The 16,978-nt window shown below is 49.4% G+C and carries 13 protein-coding genes and 1 pseudogene; 1 reads left to right on the forward strand and 13 read right to left on the reverse strand.

Features of this window, described 5'->3' with window-relative positions; translation table 11 throughout:
• Positions 1–46: 46 nt before the first annotated feature.
• A pseudogene (locus K6V26_RS26990) lies at positions 47–1,315 on the forward strand (ParB/RepB/Spo0J family partition protein); the annotation flags it as partial.
• A gap of 99 nt (positions 1,316–1,414) precedes the next feature.
• Here K6V26_RS26990 and istB read toward each other — a convergent pair.
• The 13 genes from istB to mobA all read right to left on the reverse strand — a co-directional run bounded on the left by istB (position 1,415) and on the right by mobA (position 16,800).
• The gene (gene istB, locus K6V26_RS26995) at positions 1,415–2,206 is read right to left on the reverse strand and encodes an IS21-like element helper ATPase IstB (RefSeq protein ID WP_224263458.1); all 792 of its coding nucleotides are present in this window, start codon (positions 2,204–2,206) and stop codon (positions 1,415–1,417) included.
• Positions 2,203–3,735 (reverse strand): IS21 family transposase, encoded by a 1,533-nt coding sequence (gene istA, locus K6V26_RS27000; RefSeq protein WP_224263457.1) that lies wholly within the window; start codon positions 3,733–3,735, stop codon positions 2,203–2,205. Before istA ends, istB begins: the two co-directional genes overlap by 4 nt.
• A gap of 313 nt (positions 3,736–4,048) precedes the next feature.
• Positions 4,049–4,741, reverse strand: coding sequence for an SIMPL domain-containing protein (locus K6V26_RS27005; protein WP_008640895.1), 693 nt, complete (start codon positions 4,739–4,741; stop codon positions 4,049–4,051).
• 176 nt (positions 4,742–4,917) lie between these two features.
• A complete protein-coding gene (locus K6V26_RS27010) occupies positions 4,918–5,205 on the reverse strand; it encodes an HU family DNA-binding protein (protein ID WP_008760198.1) in 288 nt (95 codons plus the stop codon).
• A gap of 125 nt (positions 5,206–5,330) precedes the next feature.
• On the reverse strand, positions 5,331–5,753 hold the full coding sequence (gene mscL / locus K6V26_RS27015; protein ID WP_008760197.1) for a large-conductance mechanosensitive channel protein MscL: 423 nt from the start codon (positions 5,751–5,753) through the stop codon (positions 5,331–5,333).
• An 82-nt stretch (positions 5,754–5,835) separates the two neighbouring features.
• Positions 5,836–6,528 carry an MIP family channel protein gene (locus K6V26_RS27020; RefSeq protein ID WP_008766545.1) on the reverse strand — a complete coding sequence of 231 codons (693 nt, stop codon included), beginning with the start codon at positions 6,526–6,528 and terminating at the stop codon, positions 5,836–5,838.
• An 85-nt stretch (positions 6,529–6,613) separates the two neighbouring features.
• Positions 6,614–7,774 carry an OmpA family protein gene (locus K6V26_RS27025; RefSeq protein ID WP_025813754.1) on the reverse strand — a complete coding sequence of 387 codons (1,161 nt, stop codon included), beginning with the start codon at positions 7,772–7,774 and terminating at the stop codon, positions 6,614–6,616.
• Positions 7,775–8,338: 564 nt separating this feature from the next.
• Positions 8,339–9,577: an OmpA family protein gene (locus K6V26_RS27030; protein ID WP_025813753.1), complete on the reverse strand. Its 1,239-nt coding sequence runs from the start codon at positions 9,575–9,577 to the stop codon at positions 8,339–8,341.
• A 22-nt stretch (positions 9,578–9,599) separates the two neighbouring features.
• Positions 9,600–11,891: a collagen-like protein gene (locus tag K6V26_RS27035; RefSeq protein ID WP_224264334.1), complete on the reverse strand. Its 2,292-nt coding sequence runs from the start codon at positions 11,889–11,891 to the stop codon at positions 9,600–9,602.
• 459 nt (positions 11,892–12,350) lie between these two features.
• Positions 12,351–12,710 (reverse strand): hypothetical protein, encoded by a 360-nt coding sequence (locus K6V26_RS27040; protein WP_014299618.1) that lies wholly within the window; start codon positions 12,708–12,710, stop codon positions 12,351–12,353.
• Positions 12,711–13,050: 340 nt separating this feature from the next.
• Positions 13,051–15,057 carry a conjugal transfer protein MobC gene (mobC, locus tag K6V26_RS27045; RefSeq protein WP_009040563.1) on the reverse strand — a complete coding sequence of 669 codons (2,007 nt, stop codon included), beginning with the start codon at positions 15,055–15,057 and terminating at the stop codon, positions 13,051–13,053.
• A 22-nt stretch (positions 15,058–15,079) separates the two neighbouring features.
• Complete coding sequence (mobB, locus tag K6V26_RS27050) at positions 15,080–16,375, reverse strand: conjugal transfer protein MobB (RefSeq protein ID WP_224264335.1); 1,296 nt, start codon at positions 16,373–16,375, stop codon at positions 15,080–15,082.
• Entirely contained in the window at positions 16,372–16,800 is a 429-nt protein-coding gene (gene mobA, locus K6V26_RS27055; protein WP_009291504.1) for a conjugal transfer protein MobA, read from the reverse strand. Before mobA ends, mobB begins: the two co-directional genes overlap by 4 nt.
• Positions 16,801–16,978 lie beyond the last annotated feature (178 nt).

Below are 16,978 nucleotides of genomic sequence, written 5' to 3' on the forward strand. Positions count from 1 at the left end.
ATCAAAAAGAACAAGAATAAACAATCAACTTAAAAACAAACGGATTATGAAGACAAAAGCAAATCAATCAGCAGCAGAGAGAAACATCACGATGGTAGCATTGGCAAACATTCAGCCGAGCGGTTTCAACCCACGCAAGCGTTTCGATGAAACGAGCCTTTACGAGCTTGCCGAGAGCATCAAGCGGCAGGGTGTGTTGCAGCCCATCACCGTGCGCCCCGTTGACGGGACAGACCGTTACGGGATTGTTTTCGGGGAACGCCGTTACCGTGCGTCCGTCATTGCGGGCAGGGACGAAATTCCCGCAATCGTTTCCGAGTTGTCGGACGAGGAAGCCGAGGAAATGGCGATTACTGAGAACTTGCAGCGCAAGGACGTGACACCCGTGGAGGAAGCCGCAGCCTATCAGCGGCTTATCGAGAGCGGACGCCACACCGTGCAGACCTTGGCGGTACTCTTCGGAAAGAACGAGAACTACATCCGCACACGGCTGAAATTCACCGCCCTTATCCCCGAAATCGCCGCCCTCTTGGATGCGGATGAAATCACCATCAGCGTGGCGGCTGAAATCTGCCGATACGGGGAGGACATTCAGCGTGAGGTGTACGAGAAACATTTGCAGGACGAGGGAACGTATAACAGTTGGCGGGGACTGAAAGCCGCCGATGTTGCAAGGCGCATTGAACAGAACTTCACCACCGACCTGCAATACTACCACTTCGACAAGGCCGAGTGCGCCACGTGCGCACACAACACCAATAACTTGCTGTTGTTCCATGACGGCGGGTGCGGGCATTGCGCCAACCGCACGTGTCTTGCCGAGATGAACGCCTCTTTCCTTATGGAGCGAGCTGTGCAAATCATGCGGAACCAGCCGGAGGTGTCGCTCTGCCGTGACTGCTACACCGCCAACGAGACGGTAGTAGAACGGCTAACCGCTTCGGGCTACGAGGTGGAGACCCTTGACAGGTACACCGCCTTTCCAAGCTGCCCCAAAGAACCCAAAGCCGAAAATTTCAACGACCCCGAACGCTACGGGGAAGCCCGCACCCGCTACGAGCAGCAATGGGCGGACTACATGGAGCAGGAGGAGGAAATCACCCGCAGGAGCGGAGCGGGGGAAATCACCGTCTATGCCAAAATCGGGCAGAAGGAGATTACATTCTGTTACGTGGAGAACGTGACAGAGACCGAGACAGCGGACGGAACGCCCGCACCCGCACCGCTCTCTCCCGTGGAGAAATTGGAGAAGCAGGACAAGCGCAATAAGGAAATCGCACTCGAACGCACGGTGGAGGACACCAAGAAACAGATGTAATAAGCAAATTTTAAATCGTCATTTTTCGGTAAAGTTAAATCACCATCTAATAATAGAGACTATCAGTTTATACTATTGATTACATTTTAATGTCGGTCATCTTTGGCTGGGGGTACCCCCAGCCAAAGATGTGTCTTTTTCCTCTTCAAAAATGGATTTTCGGTTTCCCATCCGGTAGCTTTGCCCGGTGAGTTTTATGACCTCGCAGTGATATAACAGCCTGTCCAGTATTGCTGAAGCCAGCACTTCGTCATCCAGCGTTTTGGCCCATTCGGTGGGTGCCTTGTTCGTGGTAATTATCAGTGAGGCTTTCTCGTGAAGCGTGTTGATCAGATTGAAGAATCCTGCGGCATCCTCTTTTTTCACCGGGAAGAGCATTATGTCATCGATGGCTACCAAGTCGGCTTTGAGCAGACGGTTGTATGCGCTCATGGCCGAAGGCATCAGCGTTTTCATCTTGATGGTGTTTATGACATCCTCCATCGTGACCATATACGCCTTGTATCCCTGCCCCACAGCTTCGTACACAAGTCCTGCGGCGATAAAGGTCTTACCTGTTCCGGAAGGTCCCATGAGTATCAGGTTGTAATTCTGTTCGAGCCACCCCAGCCGGCGCAGTTCACGCAATCTTGGTGCGGTTATACCTTGCGAGTAGTTGTGGTCGAAAAGGTCGAGGTCGTGTCTTGCCGGCAAGGCCGCCGCTTTCAGCCGCCGTTGGAAGTCCTTGCTGTCTCTTTCCTGAACCTCGCGGGAGAGCAGGTCATGCAGGAACTCGACATGGTTTTTTCCCTGCTCCTGCGCCAGATGAGCTTCTGATTCCAGCAGGCGTGGCAGAGCGTACAGGCGCAGACGCGAGCACAGGTTTTTGATTTGTTCGTTTGTTATCATACGAAAAGGGTGTTAAAGGTGGATATGTCTGTTTTCTCGGGGATCATGGCGGATGTATCAGCCCCGGGAACCGGCTCGGTTTCCGTCCGGACCTCAATGGGGGGTTCTCCTTTACGGATCCTGAGGGTCTCGGCTACCTCCATCAGGCTGCATCCGTTGAAGACACCTGCTTTAAGGCACTCGTCAAAAGCTTCGGTAAGCGTGATGTCCGAGTATGCCGCGTGGCGCCGGACTATAAACTGGAGGTTGTCGCGGTAATTACGGGCCTTATGCACACGTAGTTGTAATAAATATGTATCAATCACCGTGCTTGCGGGAAGTTCTTTGCGTACAAAAGCCTCATAATCATCCAGCGAGGCTTCGCGGTCACGCCGGTGGGAGGTATTGCTTACCAGACGCCCCTTATCTCCGCTTATTTTGTGAACGGCAAGGGTTTTGCCTGTCTCATGGCTGTAGATATATAGCCGGCCTTCTTTTTCTTCGATATAGACCAGCGTCTGATGGCCGTGGTAGGTGCCTGTGGGAACGCTGTAATAATTGCCCCGGTAGGTTATCACGTTGTCCTTTCGCACGTGATGCGGCAAGAGGGTTTCGCAAGGAACAGTCGGGACTCCCTTATAAGGCATGAGGTGTCCTTTTTCCGTCTCAAACTCCTCAGACGGGACACGACGTATGCCGTGATGTTCCGTGCCGTTGGCCGTGCGTTCCAACCAGCCAAGGACTTCCTTGTTGAGCAGGTCCATGTCAACCAACTCGCGGCCGCGAAGGAAGTTGTATTTCACATATTTGACGACATTCTCTATCTTACCTTTGCTCTGGGGATCGGATTTGCGACAGAACACGGGTTCAAAGCCATGTTCACGGACAAGGGTGCGGAAAACGCGGGTAAGCACCAGGTCACCAAGGTTTTCATTGACAAGAAACACCTTGTCCTGGTCATAAACTATTTTTCGGGGTACTCCCCCGAAGAACTCGAAAGCCAGTTCATGGGCATAAACAGCAAGAGCGGTGGTAAACGGTGTACGGCTAAAGTAGACGAACTTATACCTGCTGCGGCTCAGACACATCGCAAAGAAATACACTTTTAAAGACTGTCCCTGAAGTGTCTTCATCCACCGTTCACCGAAGTCGCATTGGGCGTATTCGCCATAGGGAGTCTCGGGTTGCTTCTCGTAGGGGCGGTAACTCTTTTCAAACTCCTTGGGAAGATGGTGCGTTAAACGCAACCGGTTGACGAAGTTGAAGACCGTTTTGGGGGTTACGCAGGGAAGATCCGAAAAATGCTCTTTCAAGCGGTCATGGAGTTGCGGAGCGGACAAAAAAGGCCACTTGCGCAACTCATTGACTACATAAGATTCATAGCCGTCAAGTTTATGACCGTAATGACGGTCATAGCTCTGGCTGGAAATGAACTCTTCTTCTGTCATGGACAGATACTTGGCCACCGTTTGACGGTGAAGACCTAAGGATTGACCTATTTGTGTCTTATTTAGGCCATCTGAAAATAATTCGTTAACTTTGTACCACATCAGATACTTCTTTAATTGGGAAGTCTCGGTCATAGCATTGTAATTAGTAGTTCGCACCACAAAATTACAATGCTATTTTTTTTAGAATCATGTCGATTTTACTTTTCCGATTTTTGACGAGACAAAGTTACCGATTACACCCCTCCGGCTTTTACCCCGGCATTCATAATAAAGTAATAATCTTTCATCTTATCGTGAGTTGAATCTATTAATCTATTTACCGGTCAGAGAAAAGGCCGGATATTTCACCGCAAACCCGAATGCCCGTTATCTTCTCTTGCAAGTCCATTCCGGGATTTGTTATAATAACGGTTCATCGATCCACGATCCCGAACCGGACCAGCATCGAATATCTCTTTTTTATCGTGCGGCTTCTCTCAAATGGGGGCGGGGCAACCGATAAGATATGACCTTGTGCAAACATCTCTTTTCCAGCATCCCCTCCTTCCACGATGCGGATGATCTCACCCGGCCTCTTACCTATTGCCTCCAGCAGGTAAACCGCCTTTTCCCGTGCCGCTTTCAGTGCTTCTATCTTGCCCTTCCTGTGATAGGACAGGATATCCCTATGTTCCAGTTTATCTATATACATCGTATGAATTCCTTTTGTGTCCACCCGTTTTAAAATTTCATCAATCAGTGTGAAGTCACGTAACGTGACATCAAATGATTTGGAAACCAGAAAATCCTGTCCCGGCTTACGCCAATTATCACCCACATCCTTTGTGCGGATTGCCTCCCGTGGCACTCCGACTATTTTCAAAACCTGCTTCAATTCCTCCTCTATCCTGGTAAGAGGAACCTTCGTCCGATATTCTTCCGGTTTGGATACGCCATCAAACTCTTCTTCGAAGTACTCCCTTATTTCGATAACGTAATGAATCCTGTCAGGAACTACCTCTATCTCGGAAGTACCGGTTACCTCTATATAACGTTCGCCCACCTGAGCGGGCAGCGGAAAGGGAATGAACATGGAGATCAACAATAAAAGATTGAAAACACGCATAACAGTCTATTTACAGGTTTACCGGGAATCTACATGATCGTCCGGTCATCTATGATCCTGTAGTCCATATCTGAACGGGGCTGGAAAACAGGAGTAAAACATGATTGATAAATTTCCATAAAACACATTAAAATCCACCCCTCCCTGACAATGGAAGGGGTAGATTCACTCCCGGTCTATTTTCGATTATCTTCTTTCCGGAGAACCAAGAAAGACTCCGAGGGTTTAAAATGAGGGACCTTGCGAGCCGGGATGCATATGGTTGTGTGCTGTTGGATATTCTGTGCCTTCTTTGCCGCCCTTTTCTTCAAAGAAAAGGTCCCGAATCCGCGCAGGAATACAATTCTCTCTCTGCCGAGTGCATCCTTCACGCATTTCATGAAACTCTCGATTACCAGGCCAACGGTCCTGCGATCGATTCCAAGCTCCTCAGAGACCCGGTTTATAATATCTGCTTTAGTCATATCTGAATTTTAATGTTCACACTATTTTTATCATTCAGGGACAAAGGAAAATTTCCACCGCCAAGGAGTAGCCTGTTCCTCAGATATGTTCCTGCCCGATACCGTCCATACCGTTTGAATAAACGTCATTGTTTCTTCAGCAAGTCACGTATTTCTGAAAGTAACTTTTCCTCGTTGCTCGGGACAGGTGGGGGCAAGGGTGTCTCTTCTTTTTTGCGCCTGAGATTGGAGAGCAGGCGGATGAACAAGAAAATGGCAAAAGCGATGATCACAAAATCCAGCATGGTCTGTATGAAGTTTCCATAGTTTATCGTGACGGCCGCCTGTTCGACTCCATCAACTACCCTGGCGGGTTCCAATTCCCATCTCAGTTCCGAGAAGTTGGTTCCGCCTACCAGCAACCCTATCGGTGGCATGATGATGTCTGCCACCACTGAAGATATTATTTTCCCGAAGGCACCGCCAATAATCACACCCACGGCCATGTCTACTACGTTTCCACGCATGACAAACGCCTTAAAATCCAGTAAAAAACTACTTTTTGACATCTTTTTTTATTTTAGTTGATAATAATGTATCAAACAAAGGTGGATAACAGAGAAACGTGTCTCGGGGTCATCCACCTTCCCTTCATCGTTGTCTGTCGCTATGCTGAGAAATGGCTTTCCACACTATGGCACTGGCCAGACCTCCTGTCAGTGGAGCGACGATAAATAGCCAAAGCTGTGAGATCGCGCCTCCTCCCTCGAAAAGTGCGGGTCCTATGCTGCGCGCGGGATTTACTGATGTTCCGGTGATGGGAATACATACGATATGCACCAGGACAAGCGTCAGCCCGATGACCAGGCCCGCCAGTTTACCGGCCCCTTTCTTTTTATCCGTGGCTCCCAGCGCCACAAGAACGAAAATAAACGTAAAGACGGCCTCAGCGATAAAGGCCTGCAACATTTCCCCCTCAACAAAGCCGTTGCTCCCTGTCATGGTAGGGCCGGCATGTGGCCCCGTAGATACCAGTATGAAAAGTACGGCTGATCCGAGAATCCCCCCGATTATCTGGAAAATAATGTATAACAGGGCATCCTTGCCCCCCATTCCTCCCGAGCAGTACATGCCCAGTGTGATCGCCGGATTTATATGGCATCCGGATATTCCGCCAATAGCGTATGCCATGGCGACCACCGACAGCCCGAAGGCTATGGCAACTCCCAGGGTACCCACCCCGGTGGTGACCGCACCGGGCATATCCCCGGCAAAAACAGCACTTCCGCATCCCATCAAAACAAGGACCATTGTCCCGATCATTTCAGATACATACCTGTTCATAGCATTTCAAATTACGTGTAGAATAAATATAGTTAATACATTCTGTTCAAGTGAATGCATCTTTCCGGTATTTTCCGGATCGCATTTAACGGCTACTGGATTCCGTTCCCGCGTTGATCGTACAGATGCTTACCCGGTTCCAGTCGGGCTCCTCGAACATGTTCCCTACTCCCTGGCCCTCGGCTACAATCCGTTCTTCTGCAATTCCATACTTGCCCACCAGGATTTTTTTCACGGCCTCCGCTCTTTGTCGGGCGATCCGCTCGTTAACTTCCACGCTTCCCTCAGGAGAGGCATAACCCTTGATGAGCACACTTGCTCCCTTATGGTTCTTTAAATAAGTAGCGATACGTTCGACATTCGGGAGTTGGGAGTTGTCAACTGTCGTCCTGCCCTGGCGGAAAGTTATGACGGATTCCAGCGTCTTTTTAGTGTTGTCAATGGTGTCTTTCACAATTTTTGGTTCCTGGTTGCGGCATTTGTCCAGTGCGGCCTCCAGTTCCGTTACCTTTCGCACTGCCTCCTGCAATGCCTTGGCATCTTTACCGGCCTGTGTATGAAGTTCATTAATTTTTGCGTTCAAGACATCCACCTCCTGCTGGTCGTAAGCTCTCACTTTTGTAAAGTGGTGTTTCCCGTTACTGCATCCGAAATGATACTTCAGACCAACGGATATTTCCCATACGGCCCGTCCGGAATGGAAACGTACGGCTTCGGAACCCATAGCATTCATGTCATAGACCAGGGCAGGTTTCAGTGCCAATGTCCATGCCTTGCTCTCTCCCAGGTTGAAATTAAAGTTCAGGCCCAGTTTTGTTGACATGCTGTTCTGATCGGAACCCGTTTCCCGGTTCATATAATAATGCAACCACCCGATTCCGGCCACCGCTTCGATTTCAAAAGGTCTGGGAACCCCGGTATAGGTCCCAAGGAGATTGTTCAGGTTCACCAACCCCAACAGACTGACATTGGAGCGGTCGAAAATGGTCCTGCTTTGTGAGGTGTTAAAGCTTCCGACCGCCTCCAGACCGAAACCGAAAACCGGTGTCAATTGTTTATTCAGTTCTATCCCCGTGATCGGGCGCATGTTTCCAAAGAAAGAATGATGTGTTAACGGGGTTGTTCCTCCCGCACTGATCCCGATGGACCAGTTGTCCAGAAACTTGTTACCCTCTACTGCAGTCTGGGCATTTGTGTGATACATAAAAACACCAGACAAAAACAAACTGATAAAAATTTTCTTCATCATAAGGTTTAATTTTTAATTATTTTGCAAAAATCGAAATTTATTCAAAAACACATGTTTTCATTCCAGCTCTTTTTTTTGTCATTTTAGCTCTTTAATGCAAAGAAACTGGCTGTATGGATGACCTTCAGAAGTGATTCTTTTTCTTTTGGAAGAAGTGGCATTCAAAAGAAGAGTATTCATAAGTTTTAATATTTTGATTGTTAAACTACAAAGACACAAGTTTTTTCCATTCATGTGAATCACAAGTATTATCATGAGCGATCATTCTGCCTGCTTCCCCATGAAAAACAGTGTCGATCTGTTTATTAGCAATGCAAAAACATGGACAATTATATTTATAATTTTGCAGCAATACAATCATAGCATAAGCGGTTTTATGCTTATTAATCATTCTCGATAATCATCTAAACCTGTTGCACGTCCATCCAGTCATGTAAAGTAAAATTCCCAGGCCTGGCGGAGAAATGCCCCGTATTACTCCTCCTGACCTGGGAATAGAATGATGCGGATGAGATTCCCGCACTGTTTCAATCCATTTTCATCACTATCTGAACATTCGGGTTATTTGCTATCCAGGGCATTCCAATAATCCATGTTGGTAACCCGTTCCAGCAGGACTTTTCTGTCCCCTTCACGGATATTGTCCGCAGCAGTGGCGGAGATAATGGCCGCACGCTTACCCACGCCACGCCATTTAATCATCCGGGCGGGAACTCCACGCCCGATCAGGGCGGCATGCACCTTTTCAGCACGCCGTGCGGAAAGGGTCAAGTTATAGGAGTCGCTTCCTTTGGCGTCCGTGTAGCCCGTGATAAGGAAACGGCTGTCCGGATAGCTTTTCAGTAGCTCTGCCAGCCTGTCAAGCGTTCTTTCCGAAGTGGCTGTTATGACATCCCTGTCAAATTCAAAATGGATATTCTCCAAGAGATCACACGCCATAGTGTCAATAATGGCCGGAACCTCCACCTTTTTCTCAACCACCCGCTCGACGATTCTTTCCACGGGTTTCTCTATCTCCACATATCGTACCACCGGAGCCGCATGTTTGCTCTTTCCGCCAATACGCCAGATGACACTGGCAGAAACCTGAACGAAGTGGGGAAGCCCCTTCTGCACGGGCAGAAGGTATTCACCTTGTAACCCCAGCCCGAACGAGTTGCTTAACCAGGCTTTCACACCCGCCCCGAAAGACAGGGGAACAAACGAGTTTTTGTCGGATGAACGCCCGTCAGGATTCCAGATGTCGGAAGACTCCCAATATGCCTGTCCGGTTGGATCATCCTCAAAGTTGCCGCCATATACGGAAGCAAAGTCTTTATGCAGATAGTTCACACCTACCCTGAGATAAGGTTCAACCCATTGGGATCTGAGCAGGGGAGTAAAGCGGAATTGTAGCCCCAGTCCCCCCATGTACAGTAAATCACGTTTCCTGTCATCACCTGCGGTACGGTTGTTGTTTTTCGTCAAACCGACGCTTCCCTGCAAATCCAGGTAAAACCACCGGTTCAATTCCCGTGCGATGTACAAGTTTGCCCCTCCCATCAGATGATTCGCTTTCAGGTTATAAAAGTAGTTGTCCGGCGTACTCCGGAAACCAGTGACTGACACCCGACTCCAGTTTATCAGCGAACCGCCGAGACCGATCTCCCAGGCTTTTGATTCCTTTTCTGACAGTCCGTCATGCGTCACCTCTGCCTGGAGAGGCACACGACGGGTCGTTTTCGTGTCCTGTCCTCTCACCGCCAGAGAGACCAACAGCAAGGAGAGACACACAAAGCATATCGTTATTTTTTTCTTCATATTCAATTATCCAATAAATAAATCAATTCATCCAGTCGACAGGACAATCCTTGATTGGCAAGGGCATCCGCTTGGACCAGTCCGCAAAATCAACTAAATAGTACTTATCTTCCTCTTTTAACAGATAGTAAGCGTAACGCCCACGGTACTCGTTAGATATATTATATGTTATTTTATCAGTGCTTTCTGTCCGTCGTCTGATATCCAGACCAATCCAGTTATTGGGATAAGTGCTTGTCAGTTTAAAGCGCTTGCCTCCCGTTGACAACGGCTTGGATCCGGTATGTACAGTTCCTCCCGTTCCATTGATGAAAGTACGCATTTCTATAAATACAGCCCGATTTTCTTCCAGCTCTGATGCCGGCAACTTGCCTTCCGGATGTTTCCAAACATTGGTTCCTTCCTCTTTTGTAAATTTATCTTGCCCTATCGGGTAAGCGTATGTTTTATAAAAATCCTGTAAATTATCCGTGTCAATCTCTCCCCACATGGTGGTAATACCCTGCTTGATTTCAATAAACACACTGTTTTCTTTAAAAGATGGGGCCGGATACACTTCCGGGACATGTATCTTGTCCTGCAAATATACAGTCTGTCCATAGTCATTATAACTTCCCGTACCATCACCAAAATACAGTGCCGCATAATTGTCTGTTTGGTCCCATTCATATTTCGCCAACTTGCCGACAGTATCATTCTTCGCCACATTTGCCTTCTCCGTCTCTGTCAAAACCAACGGACGAATGATGTGGAGATATGAGTTTCCATTGCTATAGCGGACTAACTGATCTTTGTCCACATTTCCTTCGTTGACAGGCCGGTTTATATCTTTAACCCTGGCCGATTTCATACTATTATAAGGAGTAGTAATGGACGTCGGATACTTATCCCATTCTCCATCCACTTGACGCTCGAAGCTGTAATATACATTTAGTGTCCTATAAATATCTATCGACGTATTAGAATAATTAGACAGATATGCGCTTGTAATGATAGCTCTAACATTGATCCTATTCGGCACCAACGTGTTGCCCGCACTCGTTTCCTGCGTTCCATCAACCGTTACAGTCACACTTCCTTTCCTTTCTGATAAACCCTTATTGTCTGGCAATTTATCCCATGTGACCTTGAACTGCCCTTCCTCGTTTGTGATAAATGCATCCGTAGAAGATACACCGGGTAAGTCGCTCACCTTTACTCCGGCTGTGACCTTTTTGCCGGTCTTGTCATACACGGTAAATAGAACCGAACCGTCCGAAGGTACAACATACTCTTTCAGGGAAGAGTTCCAGTATTCAGGAATAACATTGTATTTTCCAACTTCTATCTCGATAACAGAGGATTTTCCGGTCAGGAAATCCCAGAAATCAGTCTGCTTGTTCCGGTCCGCCGGCCATTTTTGGTCAGGATTATGCGGGTTGTCCACATCACCGGACGAGATATACTCTTTCCAAAGCTCGTAGGCACTTTTACCGTTGGCTCCGTTAGCTCCATCCTTTCCGTCCTTTCCATCTTTGCCATCCTTACCGAAAGCGGGCTTGCCTGTATCCGTTCCATTTATATACCAGTTGCCGTTATCGCCAATGGCAACCTCGGGAGATTTCCCGTCCTGCCCAACGGCCTTTTTCCCGGTATCCGTTCCGTCCACAAACCAGTTGCCGTTATCGCCGATGGTGACCGTAGGAGGCACGGCATCCTTTCCGTCCTTTCCATCTTTGCCATCCTTACCGAAAGCAGGCTTGCCTGTATCCGTTCCGTTAATATACCAGTTGCCGTTATCGCCAATGGTGACTGTCGGCGGTATAGCATCACGACCATTCGTTCCGTCTTTACCGTCTTTACCATCCTGACCGTCACGCCCACGTGCGCCGATACCGGTATCCTCTTTCCCAATGAACCAGTTGCCGTTATCACCTATATGCGGTGTCTGTCCGTCCTCTCCGCTGGCTCCGGTCAGGAAACGCCAGAAATCCTGTACCGTGTTGTTTTCGGAGGGCCATTTCTCGCCGGGATTATGCGGGTCGTCCACGCTACCGCTGGCAATCATGTCTTTCCACTGCTCGAAAGCACTCTGACCATCCTTCCCGTCTTTGCCATCTTTTCCCTTGAGAAACTTGAAGAAGTCAGCGACTTCTGTCTGATCCTTCGGCCAGTTGACGGTTCCATCCGCAACTTTTTCCTTCCAAAACTCGTAGGCTGAAAGCCCCGTATCACCTTTGGGCCCCTTGGGCATGGTGATATCCACGTCTGTACAGGATGTCATGAATGACACTATGACCATGCCGCACAGAACTGATGATTTGAATAAATTCATGTAATTGTTTAATTTTAAATATATAAAATGAGGAATAAATCAATATAATCAATACCTAAAATAATTCCTTGATTTACGGAAAAACGAGCAGTAAAAATTAACCATACTTGTTATAGTTATTAATATTAATAATATATTTTTTGCAAAATAAGATGAATGTTTTGATTTTTAACTTATCAATTTAGCTCTATTTTTTAACAATTTGTTCAGTAATCATGATTTTATTAATAAATAAACCGTATTTTTGGCCTATATCAATATTTATATTTGAATATGTACATTAAAATTCCTGCATAATCAGATGCAACCGACTATAACAAGAAATACCATACGGTTGTTATGGTCACTTTGATCATCTAACAATTTCGTCTTCAGACAATCCGTTCTTGTAATCAATAACTTGAAGCGTTTAAAAATCAGGAAGTACGGTATATTTTGGACCTTTTTCTTTCTTGTATGTTATTTCCCCACTCCCGGCTGTTGTCTTTTAGCACGCAGCATTTCTGCCACTTTCTTTTCCGTCCAACGCTCGAAGTCCTCCACCTCTTTCCTGATCTTCCATATTAGCTTCCTGTCCCTGTTCCACTCGAAGCAGTTCTCCAGCCTGTCAAGTGTCTTGGCGTCCGCATTTCCCGACATCAGAACGTAGCGGTATTTGAGCCGCCAGCCCCTTTTAAGCTGCCATGCGTTATGCACCAGCGAAAAAAGAAACAATTCCACGATGGTGACTTGAACAAGATACGACCTGGAATATGTCACGTTGAAACTATGGCTGTGGTTTACTTTCAACCCTTCCAACCGGTCTATCTGTCGGCTCAACTGTTGCAGGTACTCGTCCGTTGCTGCACCCTTGTTCTTTCATCCGTCATCCTGAACAGGACTTTGTTCGCCTGGAGTGTTTTATGCATTTCCAGCACGTCCTGACCGCCTGCGGTGTCTTTCCTAGACAGATGCAGACAGCCTGCCACATTATATCAAGTTGCTCCTTGGTCAGTTATCCTTTTCCCTGCTATTTTCCATGGCTGCGTAATTTTCGGTTTGCGCTCTTGGCGAAAAATTGCTTAAATTCGCTATTATTCAACAATTTGCGCTGTTCAACCAACTTGGTAAAACTATATAAAAACAACTGTTTTACTACTAAGGTAGAAATTTACGCTTATTATCCGTTTTTGATCAGGTGTGAGAGTTTCGGATCCGCCTTGATGCGCTCGATCTCGTCAGCGACAATCTGCTTAACCTCGCTCTTGATGCGGTAGTAGTTGGCATCAATCTGCTGCTGCATGGTGTCGTTGCCATCCTTGTCGGTGAAGTCGATGATCTGCGGTATCTTCACGTAGCGGGCGGTCTCCCGCCTGACCTTCTCGTTATCCACTACAATCTCGGCATGGAAAATCTTCTGCTCGATGCGCTCGTCGAAGTTGTCGGCTACCGCCCCCACGAACATGCCCTGCGTGAGGTTGGAAATCTTGCTTGCCGGAATAAGGCTGTCCATCTGGGTGTTGATGGAGACGGAAGTCTCGTTCCGGTTGATGGTCATGTTCTGCCGTTTCTGCAGGACCTTTCCGAAGCGTTCGGAGAGCGTCTTGGCGGTTTCCGCAACTACCTGACCTGCAAATACATTGCCGACCGTGTTACAGATTACGGCGCTTTCCTTGTCACCGTAGTCACGCTTCAACTGAGAGAAATCCTGAAAGCCGAGCATGACGGCTACCTTGTTGCTTCGAGCGGTGGCAATGAGGTTATCCAGCCCACGTATGTAAATGGTGGGCAGCTCGTCGATAATCACGGAGGATTTGAGACGTTTCTTCTTATTGATGAGCTTGACAATGCGGGAGTTGTACAATCCCAAAGCCGCCCCGTAGATGCCCTGACGGTCGGGATTGTTGCCGACTACCAGCACTTTCGGCTCTTCGGGATTGTTGATGTCGAGGGTGAAATCGTCCGCCGTCATCACCCAGTAGAGAGCCGGGGAGATCATGCGGGAAAGCGGTATCTTGGCACTGGCAATCTGCCCCTGCAACTGCTCCACCGCCGAGCTTTCCCATGCGTCCATGAAGGGAGAAAGGTAGTTCTCAAGCTCCGGGTACGAGGTCAGGATGGGGAAAATGTCGGCATACTTGCGGTTCAGGAACTCGATGGCATGGGGGAAGGTGCAATACTTGCCGTTCTTGTAGATTTTGAGATACCATATAATACTGGCTAACAGAATGATAGGCGATTCCACGAAGAAATCGCCCTGCTTGGAAATCCATGTGCGGTTCAAATTTAACATTATCGTGTAGGCACTCTCGTAGGCATCGCTGATGTCGGTCATGAAGTCGGGATGGATGGGGTTGCAGCGGTGGCTTTCCCTCGGATTGTCGAAGTTTATCACGTAGAACTTGGGCTTGACCTTGTAGCCGTCCAAGTGGGCGAGTAGGTGGTTGTAGGCTATCTCGGCGAGGTCGGGGTACTTGAAATCATACAGGAAGAGCGAATAGCCCTTCTCGATGATCTGTTTGATGTACTGGTTGATTATCGCATAGGACTTGCCCGAACCGGGCGTACCCAAGACCATCGTCGCACGGAAGGGATTGACAAGGTTAATCCATCCGTCATACGCCCTTCCCCTGAACCGGAAGCGGGTGCGGAGATTGACAGAATACTCGTTCTCCTTCAGTTTGGTTTCCTGCATGAAGGATTCGTTCTCGACGTTGAACACGTCTTCGAGCAGGTCGGTCTTCAGCAGGCGTGACATCCACAGCCCTGCCATGAGCAGGCAGATATACCCGACGGTAAGGGTGGCGATATACAGCACGGTGTCTGCCGGAAGCGACAGAGGAAGGGCGAGCAGCCACCAGTTGCCGAAAAAGAGCAGCAAGCCGGACACGCCGCAAAGGATGATCCTGCGCCACGTGATTTTCTGCTCCTTCACGCCCTTTGTGCCGAGGCAGCTAAGGGCGAGGAACAGCACGGCGAAGAGCTTCGTCCAGAGGATATTGGAGAACAGCCCGGCGGTACGCTGGAAGCCGAGCAATATCCTATCGACCACGCCGATGTCGATGCCCCATTCCCGGACGGACTGGTAACAGAACCAATAAATATTGATGACTACAAATAAAATGCTTATCGCACGCATGAACTCCATGACTTTGGCGAGTCCACGCAAATCGTCTTCGTTTTGCATAATTCGTTGAATTTTAAGTTGATTATTGTTGCCTGCCGTACTTGCGCCTCTTTTTCTTTTTGCGCTGCGGCGGTACGGGCTGGTCACCGGACGCTCCGCCGGGTACGAGGGCAAAGAGGTTGAAGGAGGCCGCCACGTTTTGGGTAGTGCCGTCCTTGTGGTCAGGACGATAGCCGGTATGTCCGTCCCATTGGGATGCGCCCGTATGCTCCTGCTGCCGGGTGGGATGTTCCACTCCGGCGGAGGGTTGCGGCAGGTGAATGCCTTCCTGCCCGGCGAAAAGGTCGTTGAACACGCTTGCGGAAAACTCCTTGCCCAGACGGGAGCCGTTGAAGACGGCTTTGGCGGCATGGTCGATGAAGGTCGCCCCATAGATGCGCCCGGCTTCATTCTGACGGAATACCACGCCGATTCCCTGCCGCATGAGTTCCCGCTCGAACTGCGCCCGGTCATGCCCTGCGGTCTGCATGGCGGCTGCAACCTTTCCGGCGGTGGCGGCGGCGACCTCCTTGTGGGTCTTTTCCCATGCGGCAGCGTTGTGCATCCGCCTTTCGAGGGCAGCGATGCCCGCCTCCTTGCCGAACACGGAGGACTTGAAGGGCTTGCCGACCTTGTTGCCCTCCCTGTCAGTTGCCGAATAGGTCAAGCCGTGATACTCCCGCCCGCCGTATTCCCCCTTTACCTCGTCCACCGTGATGCCGTAAAGGGAAAGCACGGCACGGTATTCGCCCAATGTACGGAAACGCCACTCCCGGGCGAGCGGGCGGATGACTCCTGCCAACTGTCCCTTGAGATTGCCGTCCCCGTAACCGACGGGCGACAAGGGTAGTCCCTCCTTCCACTGCTTGGGCGTAGCCGGGACAAGACCGAACTGCCGTTCCAGCTCCCGGCAGACCTTCATCGAACTCCCGTGTTCGTAGCTGTCGGAAATCGCCCGCCCGGTTTCGTCCACCCGGACGGAAACGATGTGCAGGTGCTCCCGCCCGATGTCGTTGTGGCGATAGACGATATAGGGCTGGTCGCCGAAGCCCATGCGCCGCATATACTCCTCCGCCAAGCTGACAAACCGCTCTTCACTCAAGCAATCCTTCGGGTCGGGATTGAGGGAGATGTGCAGGACGGGCTTCTCGGTCTTGCGGTTGGCTGTGAGGTAGTCACCGAACGAGCGGGAAAGATGCCCTATCGTGTAGGGGTTATCGCCCTGCGGCTCGATAATCCGGCTGGTGAAAAGCACGTCGGCGTGCCGTTCGTCCACCTTCAACTGGTTGTAGGCAAGCACCCCGTACAGGCTGCTGCCGTGCGAGATCTTGGCTATCATCGGACGGGGTATTTGCTCTGGAACTCCTCCACCAGTGCGGAAATCCGCTTGCTTAACTCGACCAGTTCGAGGGTGTGCCGCTCCAGCTTGTAGAGGAAAGCGAGGGCTTTCTTCTCCGAGAAATTGGATTTGAGCGCACGCACGCATTGGTTGTAGTTCGTGCCTATGGCACGGAACTGCGAGTGGAAAGTGGTCAGGCGCATGTAGAAATCCTGCGTCCCCTTATCCAGTTTAATAACCTTAATCTCCTTGCCGAAAAGTGCGGAAACGATAAACTCCGCCTTGGTCGCCTTGCCCGACTCGTCGAAAAGCGCGAGGAAACGGGCGTTGTCCCCGTCATCCAGACGGAATACGTAGCGGTGGCGCATCTTGTCGGGCTTGGGTTTTCGCCCGTGGTTGCCCGCATACTTCTTCTGATTGTCCATCATCCTGTAAAATTTTAAGTGAAACATGGTCTGAAAACGCCGTATGCCTACGGCTCTCCCCCGTGAGCATCCCCCGACTCCGGAGGGGAATGCCACATCGAGGGGGCAAGGTGGTGGTGAGGCACGAAATTCATTTCGAGTGCCGCAGCACACAACTTGCCATTTTCGTTTGAAAATA

Source organism: Parabacteroides goldsteinii, from assembly GCF_020091425.1.
Lineage (GTDB): Bacteria > Bacteroidota > Bacteroidia > Bacteroidales > Tannerellaceae > Parabacteroides > Parabacteroides goldsteinii.

Bases quoted from the DNA above. Each gene is read 5' to 3' on its own strand.
- istB (WP_224263458.1), bottom strand. From the start codon at position 2,206: ATGATAACAAACGAACAAATCAAAAACCTGTGCTCGCGTCTGCGCCTG.
- istA (WP_224263457.1), bottom strand. From the start codon at position 3,735: ATGTGGTACAAAGTTAACGAATTATTTTCAGATGGCCTAAATAAGACA.
- K6V26_RS27005 (WP_008640895.1), bottom strand. From the start codon at position 4,741: ATGCGTGTTTTCAATCTTTTATTGTTGATCTCCATGTTCATTCCCTTT.
- K6V26_RS27010 (WP_008760198.1), bottom strand. From the start codon at position 5,205: ATGACTAAAGCAGATATTATAAACCGGGTCTCTGAGGAGCTTGGAATC.
- mscL (WP_008760197.1), bottom strand. From the start codon at position 5,753: ATGTCAAAAAGTAGTTTTTTACTGGATTTTAAGGCGTTTGTCATGCGT.
- K6V26_RS27020 (WP_008766545.1), bottom strand. From the start codon at position 6,528: ATGAACAGGTATGTATCTGAAATGATCGGGACAATGGTCCTTGTTTTG.
- K6V26_RS27025 (WP_025813754.1), bottom strand. From the start codon at position 7,774: ATGAAGAAAATTTTTATCAGTTTGTTTTTGTCTGGTGTTTTTATGTAT.
- K6V26_RS27030 (WP_025813753.1), bottom strand. From the start codon at position 9,577: ATGAAGAAAAAAATAACGATATGCTTTGTGTGTCTCTCCTTGCTGTTG.
- K6V26_RS27035 (WP_224264334.1), bottom strand. From the start codon at position 11,891: ATGAATTTATTCAAATCATCAGTTCTGTGCGGCATGGTCATAGTGTCA.
- mobC (WP_009040563.1), bottom strand. From the start codon at position 15,057: ATGCAAAACGAAGACGATTTGCGTGGACTCGCCAAAGTCATGGAGTTC.
- mobB (WP_224264335.1), bottom strand. From the start codon at position 16,375: ATGATAGCCAAGATCTCGCACGGCAGCAGCCTGTACGGGGTGCTTGCC.
- mobA (WP_009291504.1), bottom strand. From the start codon at position 16,800: ATGGACAATCAGAAGAAGTATGCGGGCAACCACGGGCGAAAACCCAAG.